Source organism: Micromonospora parathelypteridis, from assembly GCF_014201145.1.
GTDB classification, from domain to species: Bacteria; Actinomycetota; Actinomycetes; order Mycobacteriales; family Micromonosporaceae; genus Micromonospora; species Micromonospora parathelypteridis.
In genome coordinates this window covers 3,065,534-3,086,190 of the sequence record NZ_JACHDP010000001.1, presented here as the reverse complement: position 1 = coordinate 3,086,190, position 20,657 = coordinate 3,065,534, and the positions used below count along the sequence as shown (strand labels likewise).

Sequence of the window (20,657 nt, the reverse complement as noted above, 5' to 3'; positions counted from 1 at the left end):
GCCGGCGCGCCAACCCCCTAGTACGCGCCCTTGCGGGCGAGCACCACCCCGACGGTCCGCCACAGGATGCTGAGGTCGTACGCCAACGACCAGTTGTCGACGTAGTAGAGGTCCAGGCGGACGGACTCGTCCCAGGACAGGTCGGAGCGGCCGGAAACCTGCCACAGGCCGGTCATGCCGGGGCGGACGAGCAGTCGACGGCGCACGTCACCCAGGAAGTCGCCGTCGTCGGCGGGCAGCGGGCGCGGCCCGACCAGCGACATCTCACCCCAGAGCACGTTGATCAGCTGCGGCAGCTCGTCCAGCGACGAGGCCCGCAGGAAGCCACCCACCGGGAAGACCCGGGGGTCCTGCTTCATCTTGAACAGCATGCCGTCGGTCTCGTTCCGGTCGACCAGGCTGGCCAGTCGATCCTCGGCGTCGACGTACATGGTCCGGAACTTCCACACCCGGAACGTGCGCCCCTCGTGCCCCACCCGAGGCTGGCGGAAGAAGACCGGCCCCCGGTCGGAGATCTGGATCGCCACGGCGATGATCAGGAAGAGCGGGATCAGCAGCAGCAGGCCGAGGCCGGCGGCGACCCGGTCCATCAGGTTCTTCGCCAGCAGCGCCGGCCCGGAGAGGGTCGGCTCCTCGACGTACAGCAGCGGCAGGCCCTCGATCGGCCGGATGTGCACCCGGGGGCCGGCGATGTCGGTGAGCTGCGGGGCGACCACCAGGTCGACGCCGGAGCCTTCGAGCTGCCAGGCCAGCCGGCGCAGCTCGCCGGGCTCGGCGCTGGCCGACCCGCAGACGGCGATGGTGTCCCCGCCGACCTCACGGACCAGGGCCAGGACGTCCCGCCCGGCGTACACCGGCACCGGGGTCGGCATTCCCCGGGCCGCCGCGTAGCCGTCGGTGATGTGGATGGCGACGGGCACCAGCCCGGCGTTCGGGTTGCGGGTGACCGCCGCGTAGACCTCCAGGCACTCCGGCAGGGTGCCGACCAGCACCATCCGGTGCGCGGCCTGACCGGCCCGCCGACGGATGTAGTGCAGCGCCCAACGGGCCACGAAGCGGCACCAGAGGATCAGCAGCAGCGCCCCGAGCAGCGCCGTGCCCACCGTCCACCGGGACGGCGCGGTCTTGGTGGAGAAGACGAGGAAGGAGAGGGTGGCGGTGACTGTCACCGCGCCCCGGATCACCCGCTTGAACTCGTCGGGCCCGAGGCCCAGGTAACGCCGGTCGTAGGCCCGGTTGCTCCAGAGGATGACCACCCACCCGAGGGGGAGCAGCAGGTAGGAGATGGTGTGGAACCAGGTGAGGTCCTTGTGCGTGCCGGAGAAGCCGGACGGCGCCTGGTCGAAGAGTTGGATCGCGATCCAGCTGGCGAACGCCGCCGCGGCGAAGTCGAGCAGCAGCAGGGTCGCAATGTAGGGCCGGTGCCAGCGGGAGACACGACGTCGCGCCCTGGTCCACGCCGACCGAGGAACGCCGTTGTGCGACGGCGGTGTCGGCGGCTGGATCTCGAAGCTGTCCACGTGCCGCACGAGATTGCTCCGGCCTTCGTTGGTTACCGGGCGCTGGAGGCTTGCCGTCACCTCACCCATGTCCTCCCGCATGACACGGGCCGCTCACTCGGCGTGAGGGCCCGGGTCGCCCACCGTCCCAGTCTCCCACGCGGGCTCCGACCGGTCGCCGCCCCGAAGGAGATTGGCGACCGATGGTGCCGGCGGGATCTGGCCGGCTCCGCACCATTTCAGAAGCCGGGGACCGGGCCACTATACCGATGGATGCGCGAGAGGCGAGAGCGGCGGACCGGAGCTTCCGCTCACTCGGGCCGATTCCGCTCCGTAGTCGCCGAGTGGAATTACTCACCGTACGAGGCGGGACAACCGTCGGTCAGCGAGGGGCTTTCCACCGGTCTGGCACGTTGGGCAGTACTGGAGGCTGGAATCGGCGAACGAGACCTCACGCACGGTGTCTCCGCAGACCGGGCAGGGCAGCCCCGTGCGGGCGTGCACCTTCAACCCGGAGCGCTTCTCGCCCTTCAGCTCCGCGGCCCGCTGACCCAGGGACCGCTCCACGGCGTCGCCGAGGACCTGGCGCGTGGCCGCGTGCAGGGTGGCCATCTGGGCGTCGGTGAGCCGATCGGTGATCGCGAACGGGGACAGCTTCGCGAAGTGCAAGATCTCGTCCGAGTACGCGTTGCCCACCCCGGACAACACCGACTGATCGGTCAGCACCCCCTTGACCTGCCCCCGCCGGCTACGCAGCCGCTCGGCGAAGGTGGGTAGGTCTGCCGCGAGCGCGTCCGGGCCCAGCTTGGCCACTCCGGGCACCGCCGCCAGGTCGGTGACCAGGTACGCGGCCAGCTTCTTCTGGGTGCCGGCCTCGGTCAGGTCGAAGCCGGAGCCGTCGTCCAGGCGTACGCGCACCGCGATCGGGCCCTTGCCAGGACGCAGCGGGGTGGTGGCCGGGAACGCCTCCCGGTAGTGCAGCCAGCCCGCCCGGGCCAGGTGCACCACCAGGTGCAGGTCGCCCTCGAAGAGCACGTCGAGGAACTTGCCGTGTCGGCTGGCGTCGACCACGGCCCGACCGGCGACTGCGGTAGGTGCCGGTTCGTACGTCTTCAGGGCGCTGATCGCGGCGATCTCCAGTCGATCGACACGCCGCCCCACCGCGCGCTGTCGCAGGTAACCCGCGAGCGCCTCAACCTCCGGTAGTTCGGGCACCAGCCAACGGTAGCCTTCTTTCCGGTGAGCGCGAGGAATGAGCTTGCGAGTCCCGCAATCGCGAACGAAAGGCGAGCTCCGTGAGAATCGTGGTGGCGCACAACCGGTACCGGGAAGCTCAGCCCTCCGGCGAGAACACCATCGTCGACTCGGAGATCGCTCAGCTCACCGCCGCTGGCGTCGAGGTGCTGCCCTTCATCCGAAGTTCCGACGAGATCCCGTCGATGTCGAAGGCGGCGAAGGCGCTGCTGCCGATCTCGCCGATCTGGGCGCCGCGCGCCCAGCACGACCTGAGCCGGCTGCTCACCGAGCATCGACCGGACGTCCTGCACCTGCACAACCCGTACCCTCTGCTGTCGCCCTGGGTGGTGCGGACCGCGCACCGCCACGGCGTGCCGGTGGTGCAGACGGTGCACAACTACCGGCAGGTCTGCTCGTCGGGGATCTACTTCCGGGACGGCGTGATCTGTCAGGACTGCAAGGGTCGGGCGCTCGGGGTGCCGGCGATCAAGCACCGCTGCTACCGCGACTCGGCGGCGCAGAGCGCGCTGATGGCGACCACCCTGGCCGTGCACCGGGGCACCTGGCGCTCGGTGGATCGGTACATCGCACTCACCTCGGCCATCGCCGATCACCTGCGCGACTACGGCATTCCGGACGAACGGGTCGTGGTGAAGCCGAACTCGGTGCCCGACCCGGGTCGGCCGACCCCGCTCGGCGACGGGTTCCTCTACATGGCCCGGCTCTCCCCGGAGAAGGGCGTCGACCTGCTGCTGGACGCCTGGCGGCGACACCCGGTGGGCGCGCTGGGCACGTTGCGCGTGGCGGGCGACGGCGAGTTGCGCCCGCTCGTCGAGGCGGCCGCCGCCGAGCGACCCGACGTGGTCTACCTCGGTCAGCTCGACCGGGCCGGCGTGCGGGCGGCGGTCGAGGCGAGCGCGGTGGTGATCGCCGCCTCCATGTGGCACGACGTGCTGCCGACCGTGATCATCGAGGCGCTGGCGAGCGGCCGGCCGGTGCTCGGCACGGCGTTGGGCGGCATCCCGTACCTGGTCGGGGCGGATGCCCCGCACGAACCGGCCGGCACCGGGCCCGCCGAGATCGCGTCCGCGGTCGCCGGGGGTGGCGGACCGGCCATGCCGGCCGGGATCGGTCTGGGCGAGGCCGGCTGGGTGGTCGCCCCGGAGCCGGCCGCGCTCGCGGCCGCCCTGCCAGTCGCCCGCTCCGGTGCGTCCGGGCTGGCTCTGGCCGCCCGCGCCCGCTACGAGCGCACCTTCCACCCCGACGTGGTCACCAAGCAGCTCATCGACATCTACGCGGGCGTGGCCCGCACCCCCAACCACGTCTGAACCACCCCCCCCGCGCCCGGCCCGCGCCTCGCGCCGCCCCGCGCCCGGCCCGCGCCTCGCGCCGCCCCGCGCCCGGCCCGCGCCTCGCGCCGCCCCGCGCCCGGCCCGCGCCTCGCGCCGCCCCGCGCCCGGCCCGCGCCTCGCGCCGCCCCGCGCCCGGCCCGCGCCTCGCGCCGCCCCGCGCCGCCCCGCCCCGTGCTGCCCCGCGCCGCCCCGCCAAGATCGTGCTCGATCCAGGATGTAGTGGTCTTACGGTGGCGGGATGGCCCTATTTCCTGGATCGAGCACGATGTTGGCGGCGGCGGCCGTCGCTCCAGGCACAGGTACGGGCTTGCGCGGCGCATCTGCCCGGCAAGATCCACACAACATCGGCGATGTTGCTGCTTCCCGGGTGCCGGAAGCAGCAACATCCGGGATGTTGTGCCGATCTTGCGAGGGCGCCGCGGATCGGGCGGTGCGGATCTTGCGAGGGCGCTGCGACGGTGCAGCGAGGGCGCAGAGAGGGCGCAGCGAGGGCGCTGCGACGGCGGCAGCGGGGAGGTACGGGGTGCACCGATGGAGCATTGGGGCGGCGCGGGCGCGGCAGGGCGGGCTCGGGTGCCCGGTCGGCGGTGCGGGGTGCGGGCGTCGGCTCAGCGGAGCGAGGCGCGGGCGGAGAAGGCGATGCTGGCGAGCAGGAAGCCGCCGTTGACGATGGTGAACGCGACCATCACCCAGAGGACCAGCGCGGGGGCCACGGCCAGCACCAGGGCGGCCACGAAGATCACGGCGCCGTAGTCGCGGATCAGCTTGACCAGGCGGACCGGCAGCGAGGTCGAGGTGACCATGCTGGCCGCGTTCGGGCCGGCCTGCATCACCGAGGTGACCAGGTTGACCATCCAGGTGCCTGCGAAGGTCGCCACCAGCCAGGTCGGGGTGGACGGTTCCTGTGCCACGGAGGTCGCGGCCAGCGCGGCCACCAGGGCGATCTGCGCGGCCACGTCGCAGAGCACGTCGACGCGGGCGCCGGCCGCGCTGCCCTGGCCGGTCACCCGGGCGAGCTGCCCGTCGGCGCAGTCCAGGGAGTACGCGACCTGCCAGCCGATCAGGGCGAGCAGGCCGACCACCCAGGCGGGTACGTCGCCGTCGGCGACCGGTCCGGCGAGTGCCACCACGGTGACCGAGGTGGCCAGGCCGAGCACCAGGTTGGTGATGGTCAGCGCCGTCGGGCGTAGCCCGAGCCGCTGGGCGACCAGCGCGAAGACGGCTCCCAGCCATTGGCTGATCGACTCGCTGAACAGGCCGCCGCCCCGGTTCACCCGGTGGAAGTCGGCGACGGTGGGACGGGGGTCAGCCAAGCTGGTCGCGGATTGCACCGGCGTAGTCTGCCAGCCGCTCCCGCGTCTCGGTAGGCGACAGCGCCAGGTGCTCGAGGATCGTGTACCGGTCCGGTCGGGTACGCGGCGCGAACTGCACCGCCTCCACGAACTGTTCGTCGCTGAGCGCCACCTCGGCGGGGAGCCGGGGCAGCCCGTGCCGGGTCAGGCAGGCCGACATCTCCCGGAAGCGGCGCAGGTCCCCGCGCAGCCAGGTGCAGAACAGCGCCCCCAGGCCCGCCAACTCGCCGTGCGAGGCCGTGCCGGGAAAGAGCGAGTCGACGGCGTGCATGATCTCGTGGCAGCCGCCGCTGCACGGCCGGCTGGTGCCGTCGACCGCCATCGCCAGGCCGCTGGAGATCAGCGCTTCGGCGAGCACGATGACGAACGCGTCGTCGGTCATGTCGCCCGGGTGGTTGAGCACCGCCTCGGCACCCGCTCGGGAGAGCGAGGCGGCCAGCCCGTCGACCGGCTCACCGCGTACCTGGCGGGCCAACTCCCAGTCGGCCAGCGCGCTGATGTTGCTGACCACATCGCCGATGCCGGCCCGGTTGTGCCGGTCCGGGCCGCTCTCCACGAAGTCCAGGTCGACGATCACCGCGATCGGGATGTGCACCCCGTAGGAGCCCTTGATCCCATCGGTGATGAGGCTGGCCACCGGGGAGGCGATCCCGTCGTTGGCGAGGCTGGTCGCCACCGACACCATCGGAAGGCCTCGGCGGGTCGCCGCGTACTTGGCCACGTCGATGGTCTTGCCGCCGCCGATGCCGACCACCGCGTCGTATGACCGGGCGCGGAGCTTGCCGCCGAGGTCGTCGGCGGCGTCCAGGGTTCCGCCGACGACGGTGAACACGTCCGCCGTCCGCAGCGACGGTCGGATCAGCTCCGCGATCTGGGCGCCCTGACCCGGGCCGACCACCACCGCTACGTCACCGCCGGCGGAGATCCGCCCATCGGCCAGGATCGCGCCCAGGTCGGCGACCGCCCCGCGTCGCACGTCGATGTGCAGCGGGGTCAGTACGCTCCGAGCTAGTAGCGGCACGCGATCTCCCGCGCGCGGGCCAGGTCGGCGTGGTTGTCGACCTCGACCCACGGGACGTCACCGATCGGCGCCGCCCGCACCTCCCCGCCCCGGTCGGCGAACTCCTGGTAGCCGTCCTCGTAGTAGAGGTTCGGGTCACGCCGCCACGTCGCCTCCAAGGCGTCGGCGAGGGCGTCGGCGATCTGTGGCTCGATGAGCGTGGCGCCGATGTACTCCCCGTACGCCTCGCCCGGGTCCATGATCTTGGTGATCCGGGTGAGCTGGCCTGCGGCGTCGAAGGTGGTCTTCATCTCCTCCTCGGCCAGCGGCTTGAGCGTGTCCACGGCCAGCAGGATGCCCGGCCCGCGCTCGGCGAGGAGGGTCTTCTCCACGCTCACCGGGTGCACGGTGTCCCCGTTGACCAGCAGCACCCCGCGTGCGAAGTACTCCCGGGCCAGCCAGAGCGAGTAGGCGTTGTTCCACTCCTCGGCCTTGTCGTTGTGCACGAGGGTGAGCGTGACCCCGTACCGCTTCTCCAGGTCGGCCTGCCGCTCGCGGACCGCGTCCGCGGCGTAGCCGACCACGATCACGATGTCGGTGAGGCCGACCTCGGCGAGGTTGCCCAGCGCGATGTCCAGGATCGTGGTCTCGCCGTCCACCGGCACCAACGCCTTGGGCAGGGTGTCGGTGTACGGGCGCAGCCGGCGTCCCGCTCCGGCCGCGAGCACCATTCCGATCATCGCGACATCCTCCCTAGTCCTGCTCCCCGTCACCGCTGGAGGATAGCGCCGGTTGGCCGGGCCGCTCCGGTCAACCGGGTCAGCCGGGGAGGGCGGCCAGGTCGGCGAGCATGGTCAGCCGCTCGTCCGCGCCGAGCGCGGCGTACGGTCCGGCCGCCCGGCGGTCGGTCTCCAACTCGATGGCGACCCGCTCGGGGCCGGGCGGCAGGGCGGCGATGCTCGACGCGGTGTGCCCGGCGGCGGTCCAGGCGGCGGCGTGCGCGTCGGCCCGGTGGTATCGCAGTGTGCCGAGCCGGTTGAGCAGTAGCACGCCCGACGGGGTGCCGTCCGGCTCGTACGGGGGCGCCATCGCGGCGAACGCGGTGCCGGTCTGGTCGCCCTCCTCGTCGGCCAGCACCAGGGCGTACGCCAGCACCCGGCCGAGCGCCGCCACCAGCCGCAGCACCCGCTCGTCCTGCCCGGCCCACAGCTCCTCGGTGACCTCGGCGTGCACCTGGTACAGCTCGGTGAGGAAAGCGGCACCCCGGTCGGTGGCGGACAGCCCACCGTTCGGATGGCGGTGGAGCATCCCGTACGCCACCTGTTTGTCCACGACCCGGCGGCTGACGAGCGGATCGCCGTACCGGGTGATCGCCGCGAATCCCGGCCCGTCGACCGTGCCACCCGGTGCGGCCAGCCGGGTGCGGAGGTCCACCAGGAAGCCGGTCGCAGCCGTACCGCCGTACCGCTGGCTCAGTTCGGCGCCGCCACCGTCCCGGCCGGCCAGCATGCCGGCGCGGAAGACCCGGTCCACGGCCGGGGCGAGCAGCCCGGCGATGCGGTGCGGCACCAACTCGACGGTGTGCACAGGCCGATCGACGATCAGCGCGCCGGCGCAGCGCAGAGGCTCGGTGGACACCGTCCGACAGTAGCGAGCGCACGCTGCAACTGCGATGCGGCTCTTGTCCCGGAAACATCCACGGACCACCATGTCCGTACCGAACGCCGCCGTCCCAAAGGAGTGATGGGTGATGCAGGTACGGGATGCGATGTCCAACCAGGTCCTCGTCGTCGGTCCGGAGCACACGCTTCGCCAGGCGGCCCGGATGATGTCGGCCCGCGGTGTCGGGTCGGCGGTCGTGATCGACCCGGATTCCGAGGGGGTCGGGATCATGACCGAACGCGACGTGTTGAAGGCCATCGGCGCTGACCTCGACTGTGACGTGGAACGCACCGGCGACCACCTGACCTGGGACGTGGTCTACGCGGGCCCGGAGTGGACGGTGGCCGAGGCTGCCGCCGCGATGGCCCGGGGCGGGTTCCGGCACCTGGTGGTGCTGGATGGCCGGGAGGTGGCCGGGGTGATCTCGGTGCGGGACATCATGCGGGTTTGGGCGGAGAGCCAGGCCGCCATCGTCGCAACCTGACCGGGCGGGCGGATTCCCGGCGGGCGCAGGTGTGCCGGGTCGGATAGACGGGTAGGGATCCCTTGCGGGCGCGGAGGTGCCGTGGCCCGCGAGGGAGGGCCCGATGCGTGACGCGGAGCGCCTGGTCGAGCAGCAGTACGCCATGCTCCTGAGTCGGGACGTGGCCCGTCTACCGGATCTCTACGCCCCGGAGGCGTTCTACGCCATGCCGGGGGTGACGGTCCGCCCGATCGAGCTGCCCGCGCTCCTGCGCACCTGGACCGGTGCCTTTCCGGACCTGCGAGTCGATCCGATCGGCGCCGTCCGCACGGGTGGTGGCGCGGCCGTCGAGCTGCGCCTGACCGGCACCCACACCGGCACGCTGCATTCGCCGTACGGCACCGTCGCGCCCACCGGCCGGATGGTGACCTGGGAGGTGGCCGACGTGGTCCGGGCCCGCAAGGGTCGGATCGTCGCCTGGCGTTCCTACTTCGACTGGAGCCAGCTCCTGGACGCGCTCGGCGTGCAGCTGGAGGGACTTTCCCGGGCTGCGCACCACGACGCGCTCGCCCTTCCGGTCTGATCTGTCGCCGACCGGTGGAGCTGGGTCACCCGACCCGGTGGCTCAGGATGCGGACATCGCCGTGCCGTCCGCGCGTCCCCCGCCGCCGCCCGTACGCTCAACATCCATGACCGCCGAGCAGTTGATCTCCTTTGCCCGTGGGGCTCCCTCGCTGGACATCGTCGATGTCGAGGGGCTCAAGGCCGCCGCCGTCCGTGCCTTCGACGCCGACCCCGCGGGGGTCACGGCGTATGGCACCTCCGTCGGCTACCGTCCGCTGCGAAAGTGGATCGCCGAGAAGCACGGGGTCCAGGCCGACCAGGTGCTGGTGACCAACGGGTCACTCCAGGCCGACGCGTTCCTCTTCGAGCACCTGGTGCGTCCGGGCGACGCGGTGGTGGTGGAACGCCCGACGTACGACCGGACGCTGCTCAACCTCCAGCGGATGGGCAGTGAGCTGCACGGCATCTCGGTTCAGCCGGACGGCCTCGACACCGCCGAGCTGCGCAAGCTGCTGGAGTCCGGGGTCCGACCCCGGCTCGCGCACGTCATCCCGAACTACCAGAACCCGGCCGGCATGACGCTCTCCCTGGAGAAGCGTCGGGAGCTGCTCGATCTTGCTGCCGAGTACGAGTTCATCATCTTCGAGGACGACCCGTACGCGGACATCCGCTTCCGCGGCGAGGCGCTTCCGTCGATGCTCTCGCTGGACACCCGCAACGTGGTGGTGCACGCGTCGAGCTTCACCAAGACCGTCTGCCCGGGCGTGCGGGTCGGGTACCTGGTCGGCTCGGCGGACCTGATCGCCGACATCGCCAAGAACGCGACAAGCCTCTACATCTCGCCCGGAATGGTGTCCCAGGCGATCGTGCACCAGTTCTGCGTCTCCGGCGACATCGACCGCTCGATCGAGACGGTGCGCGCGGCGCTGGGCGAACGGGCCCGGGTGCTCGCCGAGTCGTTGCGCCGGCACCTGCCGCAGGCCCGGTTCGTGGAGCCCGACGGCGGCTACTTCCTCTGGGTGGAGTTCCCGGAGGACGTGCTGGTCGACCGGCTCGCCCCGGCGGCGGCGGAGCGCGGGGTCGCCGTGGTCAAGGGCAGCGACTTCGTGCTGGACGGTGGGCGGCACGCCCTGCGGCTGGCCTTCTCGGCGGTGACCGTCGATCGGATCGACGAGGGCGTCCGTCGGCTCGCGGAGGCAGTCGAGGCTGTCCGCAGCTGAGCCAACTGTCGGGTTCCCGACAGAACGACGATGCCGGCCGTCCCGGGACTCCCGTCCGGGCGGCCGGCGGCCCACAATGCTGCGAGCGTCACCCGTCAGACGTAGCGGAGATCACCGCCGGCGTTCGGGCCGGCCGCGGCCTGGGTGACGCGGCAGCACAACCTCCCGCCCCCACTGGCGCCGGGTGGGCCGTGTCGTCCCCGCACCCCCCGATGCGGCCCGGCCCGCCCGGCGCCGCCCACGCGACCGCCGTCACACGTCTTCTCGACCGCGGTCGGCGTAGCCTGCAAGCCGCAGCCGAGCGTGGGAGGTGGCGCGATGACGGATCGGACAGAGCGGGACCGGACGGCACCGTCTGCCACCGGTCGGGTGCTGCGTCCTCGGGCGTGGCCGTCTCCGGTCCGGGCGATGACCCGGATGCTCAACGCCGACGGCTCGCCGCCCGTGCCAGTCCCCTCCGGCACCGGCCGCAGCGGCGTGGTCGACTGCGCGCTCTACGTCGACGGCAAGCGGCAACCCGGCGACTGGACTTACGCGGAGGCGCTGGCCGCGGCCCGTCGCGAGGAGCACGGCTTCGTCTGGATCGGTCTGCACCAGCCGGAGCTGGCCGAGATGACCGCCATCGCGGAGACCTATGGCCTGCACGAGCTCGCCGTCGAGGACGCGGTGAAGGCCGAGCAGCGCCCCAAGCTGGAGCGGTTCGGCGACGTCGTCTTCCTGGTGCTGCGCACCGCCCGGTACTGCGAGCACGCCGAGCTGACCGAGAACTCCGAGGTCGTGGAGACCGGGCAGGTGATGCTCTTCATCGGCCCGAACTTCGTGATCAGCGTCCGGCACGGGGATGCCTGCCGGCTCGCCCCGATCCGTGCCGACCTGGAGACCAAGCAGGAGTTGCTGCTCCAGGGCCCGTGGGCGGTGGCGTACGGGGTGACCGACCGGGTGGTCGACCTCTACCTGGAGGTTGCCGAGCAGATCGAGGACGACCTGGACGTGCTGGAGGCCGAGGTCTTCGACCGCAACGGCCACGGGCGGATCCAGCGGATCTATCAGATGAAGCGGGAGCTGGTGGAGTTCAAGCGGGCGGTGGTGCCGTTGCAACGGCCGCTGATGACGCTGACGTCCCAGGTCAACCGCGAGGTGCCCAAGGAGATCCGGCGCTACTTCCGGGACGTCCAGGATCACCTGAGCCGCACCGTGGAGCAGGTGAACTCGTACGACGACCTGCTGAACTCGATCCTGCAGGCGCGGTTGGCCCAGGTCACCGTCGACCAGAACAACGACATGCGCAAGATCGCCGCCTGGGCCGCCATCGCGGCGGTCTGGACCTCCATCGCCGGCGTCGAGGGCATGAACTTCGACAACATGCCCGAGCTGAAGATGACGTACGGCTACCCGGTGGCCCTCGCCCTCATGCTCGGCGTCTCGCTGGCCCTCTACCGCTGGTTCCGCCGCAACGGCTGGCTCTGACCGCGAAGCGGAGGCGCCCGGGGCGCCGGCATGCGGAAGCGCCGACGAGCGGGGTGGTCCCACGTCGTCGGCGCTCGCCGCGCTGTCGTCGGGTCAGCGGCGGCCGTTGGTGCGGGCCGTGTTCTTGCTCAGCGCATTGGTGAGGTCGTCGGTCGGCCGACCGGAGGCGTCGGTGGCGCCCTCGGCGACCGACGGGACCTTGTCGGTCGGGCGGATGCCGGTCTGCTTGGCCGCGCCGGTGGTGCTCGCGCTCGTGCCGCCGGCCACCGCCGAACTGCCGGCACCGGTCATCCCGGCCGCGCCGGTCATGGCGGCGCCGTCGGTTCCCTTGGCGGTGGACGGCGTCCGCACCTCGATCGAGTCGACCTCGTCGCGCATCGGATCGAGGCTGCGGGCCGGGTCGTACTCGGCCCACTCCTGCTGCTCTCGGCGGCGGCGCATGGCCACTGCGCCGGCCAGGCCGGCTACGACGCCTGCTGCCAGCAGGCCGGTCATCATCGAGCCGCGACGGCGCGGCTGCTTCTTCTTACCGGAGATCCGCATGGTCTTCGACTTGGCCTTCCTGGTCAGCGGCCCTGCCTGCGCGGCGCCGTCACGGGCCGCCGCGGCCAGCGGTGCCAGCGTGGTGAGTGTCGTCCCCCAGCCGGTTGACGCCTGGTCGCGAACCTTCGCCGCGGCCGGCCCGACGTAGCCCCGGGCCACCTGGACCCGCGGACCGACGGTCGCACCGGCGCCCTTCGCGGCGTGGTTGGCTGCCTGCATCAGGTGGCTGATGCTCTGGTTCAGCTCGGCCTTGGCCAACTGCCCCTGGGACTTACGCCGCCCGAATCCAAACACGGTCCTACCTCCTGGGAGTTGTTCCTTCGTCATCCTCCACCTTCGGATGCCTCCGCGATGCCAGATCGGGCACATGGGAGGATCCGCATGGAACTGACCATCGAGTGAGGAGTACCCGTGGCCGAGGCTGTCTACGCCACCCTGCACACCAACGCTGGCCCGATCCGGCTGGAGCTCTTCCCCAACCACGCGCCGAAGACCGTCCGTAACTTCGTCGACCTGGCCGAGGGCAACCGGGAGTACACCGACCCGCGCACGGGTCAGCCGGGCAGTGGTCCGTACTACGACGGCACCATCTCGCACCGCGTCATCAGCGGCTTCATGGTCCAGATGGGCGACCCGACCGGCACCGGTCGGGGCGGGCCGGGCTACAAGTTCGCCGATGAGTTCCACCCGGAGCTGCGGTTCGACCGGCCCTACCTGCTGGCGATGGCGAACGCCGGACCGGGCACCAACGGTTCGCAGTTCTTCATCACCGTGTCCCCGACGCCGCACCTCAACAACCGGCACACGATCTTCGGCCAGGTTGCCGACGAGGAGTCGGTGAAGATCGTCGACTCGATCGCGAACACCCCGACCGGCCCGAGCGACCGTCCGCTCCAGGACGTCGTCATCGAGCGGGTCGAGATCGAGCGGTCTGCTGCCTGACCGACCGGCGAGGTACCTTTGCTCGCATGATTGAGCGCTCCGGAGCACCGCACCGGCCGGCGCCGGTGGATCGCGCGGCGGTGGACGGAGGGTCGGCCCGGTGAGCGAGTCTCCGCCGACCGCCCCGGTCTGCTACCGGCACCCCGGTCGGGAGACCTACGTGCGGTGCACCCGCTGCGACCGGCCGATCTGCCCGGACTGCATGCGGGAGGCGTCCGTCGGGCACCAGTGCCCGGAGTGCGTCAACGAGGGACGTCGCAGTGTCCGGCCGGCGCGTACCGCCTTCGGTGGCGGTACCGCCGGCCGGCAGGGCTACGTCACGAAGGCGCTGATAGCTCTGAATCTGCTGCTCATGCTGCTCTCCATCGCCTCCGACCGGGGTGGGGACGCAGCGGTGGGTGGCTCTGGCTTCGGCGGCCTGATGGGCGGCAGTACGCCGCTGACCAACTGGGGGTCGGTGCTCGGGCTGGCGGTCCTTCCCGACGGCACGCTCGGAGGGATCGCCGAGGGCCAGTGGTACCGGCTGGTCACCGCGATGTTTCTGCACTACGGCGTGATTCACCTGCTGCTCAACATGTGGGCCCTGTGGGTGCTCGGCCGGTCGCTGGAGGCCAACCTCGGGCGGGTGCGTTTCGCCGCGCTCTACCTGATCGCGGGTTTTGGCGGCAACGTGGCGGCCTACCTGTTCAGCGCCCAGAACGCGACCACCGCCGGCGCGTCCACCGCGATCTTCGGGCTCTTCGCCGCGCTGCTCATCATCGAGCGCAAGATGGGCCGGGACATCTCCCAGATCATTCCGATCCTGGTGATCAACCTGGTGTTCACGCTGGCCGTGCCGGGCATCTCGATCCCCGGGCACCTTGGTGGTCTGGTGGTCGGCGCGCTGATGGCATTGGTGCTCGCGTACGCGCCGCGGGGTCGGCGCACGTTGGTGCAGGTCGTCGGCGGTGCGATCATCCTGCTGGTCCTGCTCGCCCTGGTCCTCTTCCGAACCGCCTACCTGCTCGGCTGACAGATCAAGGGTTCGGGCGGGCGGCGCGCACTTCGGCGGCCACCTCCTCCGGGGTGGCGCCCAGGTCGTACCGGCCGAACAGGTGCAGCGAGTCGCCCGCGTCGATTTCCAGGGTTTCGCTGGTCAGCCCCAACCGTGGCCGACGGTCCACGGCGATCGCCTCGACCGTCGACCAGGGCAGCCGTCGTCGGCCCGCGAACCCGCGGATGACGGTGAGGCCGGCGGCGTCCACCGCCAACCGGACCGGCGCGACCAGGTCGCGTACCGCCCAGGCGGCCAGCGCGGCGGCGGCCAGGACGGCCAGCGCCAGGCGGACCGGGTCGCCGTCGGCGAAGAGCAGCCCGAGCGCGACCAGTAGGACCGCACCGACCAGCTTCGCCGCGGGCAGGCTCGTCGGCACCCGCCACTGCCGCACGGGAGGGGTCTCATCCACCCGCCCAGCATGCCAGCGACCGCCGGATGGCGGGGGTGCAGGCACCTCGACGCCTGGTCGGACGGCCGGTCCCCGGACGACGTAAGATCGGGGTAGCCCAAGTTACCGGGGAGTAAACATGAGTGACGCGGTCATCGTCGGCGCGGTACGCACCCCGGTCGGGCGGCGCAGGGGCAGCCTCGCCAGCGTCCACCCGGTCGATCTGTCGGCGCACGTGCTGCGCGCCCTCGCCGAGCGCACCGGGATCGACCCCGCGCAGGTCGACGACGTCTTCTGGGGCTGCGTGTCCCAGATCGGCGAGCAGTCGTGGAACATCGCCCGCAACGGCGTCCTCGCCGCCGGCTGGCCCGAGTCGGTGCCCGGCACCACCCTGGACCGGCAGTGCGGCTCCAGCCAGCAGGCACTGCACTTCGCCGCCGCGACGGTGCTCTCCGGCCAGGCCGACCTGGTGGTCGCCGGCGGCGTGGAGTCGATGACCCAGGTGCCGTTGGGCTCCGGTGCGGCCGGCCGCCTGCCGTTCAGCGAGCAGTTGCGCGCCCGCTACCGGGGTGTCGAGGGTTTCGACGACGACGCGCCGCTGCCGTTCAGCCAGGGGGTCGGGGCCGAGCTGATCGCCCAGCGGTGGCGCCTCTCGCGTACCCAGCTCGACGAGTTCGCGCTGGCCAGCCACGAGAAGGCGGCCGCCGCGCAGGACGCCGGCGCGTTCGATCCGGAGCTGGCGCCGGTGCCGCTCGCCGACGGTGGCAAGTTCTTCGCCGACGAGGGCATCCGACGCGACTCGTCGCTCGACAAGCTCGGCGAGCTGACCACCCCGTTCCGCGTCGACGGTGTGGTGACCGCCGGGTCCGCGTCCCAGATCTCCGACGGCGCCGCGGCCCTCGCGGTGACCACCTCCGAGTGGGCCAGCCGGCACGGCCTGCGGCCGCTTGCCCGGATCCACACCGCCGTGGTCGCCGCCGACGACCCGGTCACCATGCTCACCGCGCCCATCCCGGCCACCGCGAAGGCGCTGCGCCGCGCGGGGCTGGGCATCGAGGAGATCGGGGTGTACGAGGTCAACGAGGCGTTCGCCCCGGTGCCGCTGGCCTGGCTGGCGGAGACCGAGGCGGACCCGGAGCGGCTCAACCCGCGCGGTGGGGCGATCTCCATCGGTCATCCGCTCGGCGGCTCCGGTGCCCGGATCATGACAACCATGCTCCAGCACATGCGGGACAACGGGATCCGCTACGGCCTGCAGACCATGTGCGAGGGCGGCGGCATGGCCAACGCCACCATCGTCGAGCTGGTCTGACGCCCCAGCCGGAAAACGTATGGCCCGGCGCGGTGAGGGCCGCCTATGGTGCCCAACGTGACGACGAACGCGGATGGGTACGGCCCCGACTGGTCCAGCGAGCAGTGGCAGTTGCGGGCCCGGTCCTGGGTCGAGGCGCAGCTGGGCCAGACCGGCCGGCGGGTGACCGGGCTGGCGGAGCCCCGGGTGCGTCCCTGGTCGCTGGTCTGGCGCGTGCCCACCGACGACGGCCCGGTCTGGTTCAAGGCCAACAACCGGGGCACCGTGCACGAGGCGGTCCTGATCGCGACGCTCGCCCAGTTGACGCCCGAGCGGGTGCTGACACCGATCGCGGTCGACCCGGCGCAGGGCTGGTCGCTCCTGCCCGACGGCGGCGAGTCGTTGCGCGACCTGCTGGCGCGCGACCCTGATCTGGCGCACTGGGAACGGGCGCTGCCCGGGTACGCCGCGCTCCAACTGGCCACCGCGCCGCGTGCCGACGAGCTGGTCTCCCTGGGCGTGCCGGACCACCGTCCCGAGGTGCTGGCCGGAAACTTCGCCGAGCTGCTCGACGATCGCGAGTCACTGCTGATCGGTGCCGAGGGCGGGCTCAGCCCGGACATGCACGAGCGGCTGCGGGCCGAGCTGCCGTCGTACGCCGAGCGGTGCCGCCGACTCGCCGACATCGGCATCCCGGCCACGGTGCAACACGACGACCTGCACGACGGCAACGTCTTCGCAGGCCCGGAGGGGTGCCGCTACTTCGACTGGGGTGACGCCTCGGTGGCGCACCCCTTCGGCACGCTGCTGGTGACCCTGCGCTCCATCCGGTACAGCAAGGAGTTGGCGGCCGACGACGCCCGCCTGGTGCGGCTGCGCGACGCCTACCTGGAAGCGTGGACCGACCGGTACGACCGCCGGACCCTCGTCGAGGCGGCCGACCTGGCGATCAACCTGGGGGCGGTGAGCCGGTCGCTGTCCTGGCGTCGAGCGCTGGACACTGCCGAGGAGTCCCGCGCCGAGTACGCCGACGCGGTGCCCGGCTGGCTGGAGGAGTTGTTCGCCGCCAGTCCGCTCCAGCCCGACACCCGACCATGATCCGTCCAAGTCGGAAATCGGACAGGGAGTGCGACCCGGCGCGTGGAACTTCCAAAAAAGCCGCGTGACCCACGTCACCCCGCTAAGGGAGGTCGTTGGGCAGGTCATGGACGTCTTCTCCCGAACGTTCCTTCCGGCCGCCGCCGAGGCTGGCCTGGCCGTGCAGACCGTGAGCCGGCACATGCCGGTCTTCCGGCGCTGCGTCGGCTCCGGTGACGCCACCATCCTGGTCACCCGTTGTAGCCGCCCCGACCGCCCGGTCACCGGCGACTACCTGATCCTGCTCACCCACCGCCGGCTGGTGGTGACCCAGCAGACCCGGCTGCTGCACCGACTGCGTCTGCACCTCAACACCGAGTTGCGTGAGCTGAGCAACGTGACCTGGAGCCCGGACCCGCGGCTGCACTCGGTCGAGTTGGCGGCCACCGCGATCGACGGGATCCGTGAGCGGTTCCTGATCCGTACCAGTCAACCGAAGCGCGTGTGGCAGCTCGATGCGTTGCTCAACCACGCGTTCCGGACCCGCCTGCGAACGCCCCGCGAGCGGATCGTCGCCACCATCGGTGACGCGCCGGCCGCCGCGCGTCCCAGCGTGTTCCGTCCCGCCGTGGTGAGCTGACGCCGTTCCGGCTTCGCCCCGCCTTTACCGAACTCGAACACGCGTCGATCGCGTCGAGCCCTCCGGGTCGGCAATCATGGGCCGGTGACCGTCGAACCGCCGCACCGCGGGCTCGTCCTCGTGGTCGAGGACGAGCCGGCCATCGCCGACCTGGTCCGGCTGTACCTCACCCGCGACGGCTTCGGTGTCCACCTGGAACGGGACGGCGCGGCCGGCCTGAGCGCCGCCCGCCGACTGCGCCCGGTGGCCTGCGTCCTGGACATCGCGCTGCCGGGCCTGCCCGGTACCGAGATCTGCCGCCGGCTGCGCGAGGCCGGCGACTGGACCCCGGTCATCTTCCTCACCGCCCGGGACGACGAGGTCGATCGGATCGTCGGCCTGGAGTTGGGTGCCGACGACTACGTCACCAAGCCGTTCAGCCCTCGGGAGCTGGTCGCCCGGGTGCGCGCGGTGCTGCGCCGCTCCGCTGGCGGCCCGGAGGGCGCGGACCGGCCGCGCGTCGTCGGCCCGGTGACGCTCGACCCGGCCCGCCGGACGGTGACCGTCGCGGGTGCCCCGGTGCAGCTCACCTCCACCGAGTTCGACCTGCTGGCCCACCTGATGGCCCGGCCCGGTCGGGTCTTCACCCGGGAGGAGTTACTGGCCGGAGTCTGGGGTTACGCGGCGCACGCCGGCACCCGGACGGTGGACGTGCACGTCGCCCAGGTACGGGCGAAGCTCGGGCCGGCCAGCGTGATCCGCACCCACCGCGGCGTGGGGTACGCGGTCGATGCCTGACCACCCCGAGCGCGCCGAGTCGCCGACCATGGCCCTGCCGGTGGTCGGCACCGTCCCGCCGGCCGCACCTCGACGTGGCCGGTTCGGCCGCACGCTGACCGCCCGGGCGGTGCTGGTCACCTGCGCGGTGGCGCTGGTGTCGGTACTGGTCACCGCGATCGTCGCCGTGCCGTTGGCGATCCGCGGCGCGGAGCGGAGCGATCAGAGGGCGCTCGCCGCACAGGCCCGGCTCGCCGCCGAGGTGCTGCGGACCCGGCTGGACCGGGGTCGCAGCGCCGACGAGGAACGACTCATCCAGCAACTACGCAACCAGGGCATCGACGCGTACCTGATCCGGCGCGGGACGGTCGACCGGCCGGGCCTGCCAGCCCGGGTGGTGCAGCGAATCGAGGAGGGTCGCAACGTCTCGGTCCGCCGCCCGGTCAACGGCGAACGTGCCCTGGTCGAAGGTCGAGCCCTCCCCAACGGCAACGGGGTGGTGCTCTCCCGTCCCACGGCGAACGGGCTGTGGGCCCAGGTGCTGCTCAGTCTGTGGCTGCCGCTGCTGGCCGGGTTGACCGCCGGTGTGGTGGCCGGGTTGCTGCTGGCCCGGCGGCTGGCCCGGCCGATCCGCGTCGCGGCCACCGCCGCCGCCCGGCTGCGCGCCGGCGACCGTGCCGTCCGGGTGCCGGTGGAGTCGCCCGACGAGGTCGCCGACCTGGCCGAGGCGCTGAATGGGTTGGCCGCCGCACTGGCCACCAGTGAGGGTCGGCAACGGGAGTTCCTCCTCTCCGTCTCGCACGAGCTGCGCACCCCGCTGACCGCGATCCGGGGGTACGCCGAGGCGCTCGCCGACGGGGTGCTCGGCGCGGACGACACGGTCGACACCGGTCGGACGGTGCTGGCCGAAGCCCAACACCTGGACCGGCTGATCGGCGATCTGCTGGCGTTGGCCCGGCTGGAGGCCGCCGACTTCCCACTCGAACCGGTGCCGGTGGACCTGACCCGGCTGGCCATGGACGCGGAGCCGACCTGGTCCGGCCGGTGCGCGGCGGTCGGCGTGTCGTTCCGGGTGGAGACGCCTGGTCAGCCGGTGCCCGCGTACACCGATCCGGGGCGCATCCGGCAGGTGCTGGACGGGCTGCTGGAGAACGCGTTGCGGGTCGTACCCCCGGGGTCGCCGGTGGTGCTCGCGGTCCGGCCGGCCGACGCGGACCCGGCCTCCGGCGGTGTGCTGGAGGTCCGGGACGGCGGGCCCGGCTTCACCGACGACGACCTGGCGGTGGCGTTCGAACGCGGTGCGCTGCACGAGCGTTACCGGGGAGTGCGCAAGGTGGGCAGCGGGCTGGGGTTGGCGCTGGCCGCCGGGCTGGTCCGTCGGTTGGGCGGGGAGATCGCCGCAGGGCACGCGCCGGAGGGCGGTGCCGCCTTCACGGTCCGGCTGCCGGGTGATCCTTACCTGGCCCGAACATCGGCCTGACGCTCCGCTCGTCGTCGGAGGGAATGCTGAGGACTCCACGGACGAGAGGGAAAGCCATGCCACGTTGGGGATTCGCCACCGGCACCACGGCACTGCTCGCGGCGGCCACGCTCGGTCTCGCCGGCTGCGGTGCGGCCGAGGTGGCCAGCCAGCCCGCCCGGGAGGCCGCTGTCGAGGTCGCCGCCGCGATGGGGGTGGAGGGCCAGGCGCTGGCCGCGATGGGCTTCGACGCCGACGACCTGGACGTGCAGACCGTCGCCGCCCCGGCCACCCCGACGCCGGGCGCCTCCCCCACGGCGCAGGAGAAGGCCCGGGAGAAGCGCGGCGAGGAGTGGCGCAAACGCCGCCAGGCCCGCGTGCAGCTGCGCAAGAACACCCTGCACGGTGAGGCGGTGGTGCAGACCAGGGACAACGGTACGCAGACCGTCGTCGTGCAGCGCGGCGAGGTGACCGCTATCGACGGCGACTCGATGACCGTCAAGTCCACCGACGGCTTTACCATGACCTGGGCCTTCGGCGACGACCTGCGGGTCGTCGAGCGGCGTGCCACCGTGCAGCCGAGCGAGGTGAAGGTCGGCGCGACGCTCGGCGTCGCCGGTGCGAAGGACGGCGACAAGGGCGTGGCCCGCCTCATCCTCATTCCCCGCGCGAAGTGAGCGAAGGGGCCCTGGTCGACGCCAGGGCCCCTG

Annotated in this window: 21 protein-coding genes; 13 read left to right on the top strand and 8 right to left on the bottom strand. The window is 72.1% G+C overall.

Annotated elements, in window-relative coordinates:
• Positions 1-17: 17 nt before the first annotated feature.
• Positions 18-1,589, bottom strand: a complete 1,572-nt coding sequence (locus HNR20_RS13745) for a sugar transferase (RefSeq protein ID WP_184188433.1) — start codon at positions 1,587-1,589, stop codon at positions 18-20.
• A 264-nt stretch (positions 1,590-1,853) separates the two neighbouring features.
• Positions 1,854-2,714, bottom strand: coding sequence for an Fpg/Nei family DNA glycosylase (locus HNR20_RS13740; protein ID WP_184179772.1), 861 nt, complete (start codon positions 2,712-2,714; stop codon positions 1,854-1,856).
• Positions 2,715-2,794: 80 nt separating this feature from the next.
• Between HNR20_RS13740 and HNR20_RS13735 the strand changes: the two genes are divergently transcribed.
• Entirely contained in the window at positions 2,795-4,063 is a 1,269-nt protein-coding gene (locus HNR20_RS13735) for a glycosyltransferase (protein ID WP_184179770.1), read from the top strand.
• 632 nt (positions 4,064-4,695) lie between these two features.
• On the opposite strand, the gene HNR20_RS13730 is transcribed toward HNR20_RS13735, so the two are convergent.
• The 4 genes from HNR20_RS13730 to HNR20_RS13715 all read right to left on the bottom strand — a co-directional run bounded on the left by HNR20_RS13730 (position 4,696) and on the right by HNR20_RS13715 (position 8,077).
• Positions 4,696-5,418 (bottom strand): CDP-alcohol phosphatidyltransferase family protein, encoded by a 723-nt coding sequence (locus HNR20_RS13730; protein ID WP_184179767.1) that lies wholly within the window; start codon positions 5,416-5,418, stop codon positions 4,696-4,698.
• A complete protein-coding gene (locus tag HNR20_RS13725; RefSeq protein ID WP_184179764.1) occupies positions 5,393-6,460 on the bottom strand; it encodes an iron-containing alcohol dehydrogenase family protein in 1,068 nt (355 codons plus the stop codon). The genes HNR20_RS13730 and HNR20_RS13725 overlap by 26 nt, the downstream gene beginning before the upstream one ends.
• Positions 6,448-7,179 carry a phosphocholine cytidylyltransferase family protein gene (locus tag HNR20_RS13720; RefSeq protein WP_184179761.1) on the bottom strand — a complete coding sequence of 244 codons (732 nt, stop codon included), beginning with the start codon at positions 7,177-7,179 and terminating at the stop codon, positions 6,448-6,450. The genes HNR20_RS13725 and HNR20_RS13720 overlap by 13 nt, the downstream gene beginning before the upstream one ends.
• A 79-nt stretch (positions 7,180-7,258) precedes the next feature.
• The gene (locus HNR20_RS13715; RefSeq protein ID WP_229687036.1) at positions 7,259-8,077 is read right to left on the bottom strand and encodes a hypothetical protein; all 819 of its coding nucleotides are present in this window, start codon (positions 8,075-8,077) and stop codon (positions 7,259-7,261) included.
• A gap of 112 nt (positions 8,078-8,189) precedes the next feature.
• On the opposite strand from HNR20_RS13715, the gene HNR20_RS13710 reads away from it, so the two are divergent.
• The 4 genes from HNR20_RS13710 (at position 8,190) to corA (ending at position 11,815) form a co-directional block, all read left to right on the top strand.
• Positions 8,190-8,585, top strand: a complete 396-nt coding sequence (locus HNR20_RS13710) for a CBS domain-containing protein (RefSeq protein WP_184179758.1) — start codon at positions 8,190-8,192, stop codon at positions 8,583-8,585.
• A gap of 103 nt (positions 8,586-8,688) precedes the next feature.
• Positions 8,689-9,147, top strand: a complete 459-nt coding sequence (locus tag HNR20_RS13705) for an ester cyclase (protein WP_184179755.1) — start codon at positions 8,689-8,691, stop codon at positions 9,145-9,147.
• 106 nt (positions 9,148-9,253) lie between these two features.
• Entirely contained in the window at positions 9,254-10,348 is a 1,095-nt protein-coding gene (locus HNR20_RS13700; protein ID WP_184179752.1) for an aminotransferase-like domain-containing protein, read from the top strand.
• Positions 10,349-10,666: 318 nt separating this feature from the next.
• Positions 10,667-11,815: a magnesium/cobalt transporter CorA gene (gene corA, locus HNR20_RS13695; RefSeq protein WP_184179749.1), complete on the top strand. Its 1,149-nt coding sequence runs from the start codon at positions 10,667-10,669 to the stop codon at positions 11,813-11,815.
• A gap of 93 nt (positions 11,816-11,908) precedes the next feature.
• Here corA and HNR20_RS13690 read toward each other — a convergent pair whose 3' ends face one another.
• On the bottom strand, positions 11,909-12,685 hold the full coding sequence (locus HNR20_RS13690) for a hypothetical protein (RefSeq protein WP_184179746.1): 777 nt from the start codon (positions 12,683-12,685) through the stop codon (positions 11,909-11,911).
• Positions 12,686-12,769: 84 nt separating this feature from the next.
• Here HNR20_RS13690 and HNR20_RS13685 point away from each other — a divergent pair, with 84 nt between their 5' ends.
• Together HNR20_RS13685 and HNR20_RS13680 are read left to right on the top strand one after the other, a co-directional pair.
• Complete coding sequence (locus HNR20_RS13685) at positions 12,770-13,300, top strand: peptidylprolyl isomerase (RefSeq protein WP_184179744.1); 531 nt, start codon at positions 12,770-12,772, stop codon at positions 13,298-13,300.
• 100 nt (positions 13,301-13,400) lie between these two features.
• Entirely contained in the window at positions 13,401-14,312 is a 912-nt protein-coding gene (locus HNR20_RS13680; RefSeq protein ID WP_184179741.1) for a rhomboid family intramembrane serine protease, read from the top strand.
• A gap of 4 nt (positions 14,313-14,316) precedes the next feature.
• On the opposite strand, the gene HNR20_RS13675 is transcribed toward HNR20_RS13680, so the two are convergent.
• Positions 14,317-14,745 carry a PH domain-containing protein gene (locus tag HNR20_RS13675; RefSeq protein ID WP_184179739.1) on the bottom strand — a complete coding sequence of 143 codons (429 nt, stop codon included), beginning with the start codon at positions 14,743-14,745 and terminating at the stop codon, positions 14,317-14,319.
• Positions 14,746-14,863: 118 nt separating this feature from the next.
• Here HNR20_RS13675 and HNR20_RS13670 point away from each other — a divergent pair, with 118 nt between their 5' ends.
• From HNR20_RS13670 to HNR20_RS13645, 6 genes are all read left to right on the top strand, one after another.
• On the top strand, positions 14,864-16,036 hold the full coding sequence (locus tag HNR20_RS13670; RefSeq protein WP_184179735.1) for a thiolase family protein: 1,173 nt from the start codon (positions 14,864-14,866) through the stop codon (positions 16,034-16,036).
• Between the two features lie 57 nt (positions 16,037-16,093).
• On the top strand, positions 16,094-17,113 hold the full coding sequence (locus HNR20_RS13665; RefSeq protein ID WP_184179732.1) for a phosphotransferase family protein: 1,020 nt from the start codon (positions 16,094-16,096) through the stop codon (positions 17,111-17,113).
• Between the two features lie 106 nt (positions 17,114-17,219).
• Positions 17,220-17,732: a hypothetical protein gene (locus tag HNR20_RS13660; RefSeq protein ID WP_184188427.1), complete on the top strand. Its 513-nt coding sequence runs from the start codon at positions 17,220-17,222 to the stop codon at positions 17,730-17,732.
• 84 nt (positions 17,733-17,816) lie between these two features.
• Entirely contained in the window at positions 17,817-18,509 is a 693-nt protein-coding gene (locus HNR20_RS13655; protein ID WP_184179729.1) for a response regulator transcription factor, read from the top strand.
• Positions 18,502-19,968 carry a sensor histidine kinase gene (locus HNR20_RS13650; RefSeq protein ID WP_184179726.1) on the top strand — a complete coding sequence of 489 codons (1,467 nt, stop codon included), beginning with the start codon at positions 18,502-18,504 and terminating at the stop codon, positions 19,966-19,968. The genes HNR20_RS13655 and HNR20_RS13650 overlap by 8 nt, the downstream gene beginning before the upstream one ends.
• Before the next feature lie 56 nt (positions 19,969-20,024).
• The gene (locus HNR20_RS13645) at positions 20,025-20,624 is read left to right on the top strand and encodes a hypothetical protein (protein ID WP_184179723.1); all 600 of its coding nucleotides are present in this window, start codon (positions 20,025-20,027) and stop codon (positions 20,622-20,624) included.
• Positions 20,625-20,657: the final 33 nt, after the last annotated feature.

Bases quoted from the DNA above. Each gene is read 5' to 3' on its own strand.
- HNR20_RS13745 (WP_184188433.1), bottom strand. From the start codon at position 1,589: ATGGGTGAGGTGACGGCAAGCCTCCAGCGCCCGGTAACCAACGAAGGC.
- HNR20_RS13720 (WP_184179761.1), bottom strand. From the start codon at position 7,179: ATGATCGGAATGGTGCTCGCGGCCGGAGCGGGACGCCGGCTGCGCCCG.
- HNR20_RS13710 (WP_184179758.1), top strand. From the start codon at position 8,190: ATGCAGGTACGGGATGCGATGTCCAACCAGGTCCTCGTCGTCGGTCCG.
- HNR20_RS13705 (WP_184179755.1), top strand. From the start codon at position 8,689: ATGCGTGACGCGGAGCGCCTGGTCGAGCAGCAGTACGCCATGCTCCTG.
- HNR20_RS13700 (WP_184179752.1), top strand. From the start codon at position 9,254: ATGACCGCCGAGCAGTTGATCTCCTTTGCCCGTGGGGCTCCCTCGCTG.
- corA (WP_184179749.1), top strand. From the start codon at position 10,667: ATGACGGATCGGACAGAGCGGGACCGGACGGCACCGTCTGCCACCGGT.
- HNR20_RS13690 (WP_184179746.1), bottom strand. From the start codon at position 12,685: ATGACGAAGGAACAACTCCCAGGAGGTAGGACCGTGTTTGGATTCGGG.
- HNR20_RS13670 (WP_184179735.1), top strand. From the start codon at position 14,864: ATGAGTGACGCGGTCATCGTCGGCGCGGTACGCACCCCGGTCGGGCGG.
- HNR20_RS13660 (WP_184188427.1), top strand. From the start codon at position 17,220: ATGGACGTCTTCTCCCGAACGTTCCTTCCGGCCGCCGCCGAGGCTGGC.
- HNR20_RS13650 (WP_184179726.1), top strand. From the start codon at position 18,502: ATGCCTGACCACCCCGAGCGCGCCGAGTCGCCGACCATGGCCCTGCCG.
- HNR20_RS13645 (WP_184179723.1), top strand. From the start codon at position 20,025: ATGCCACGTTGGGGATTCGCCACCGGCACCACGGCACTGCTCGCGGCG.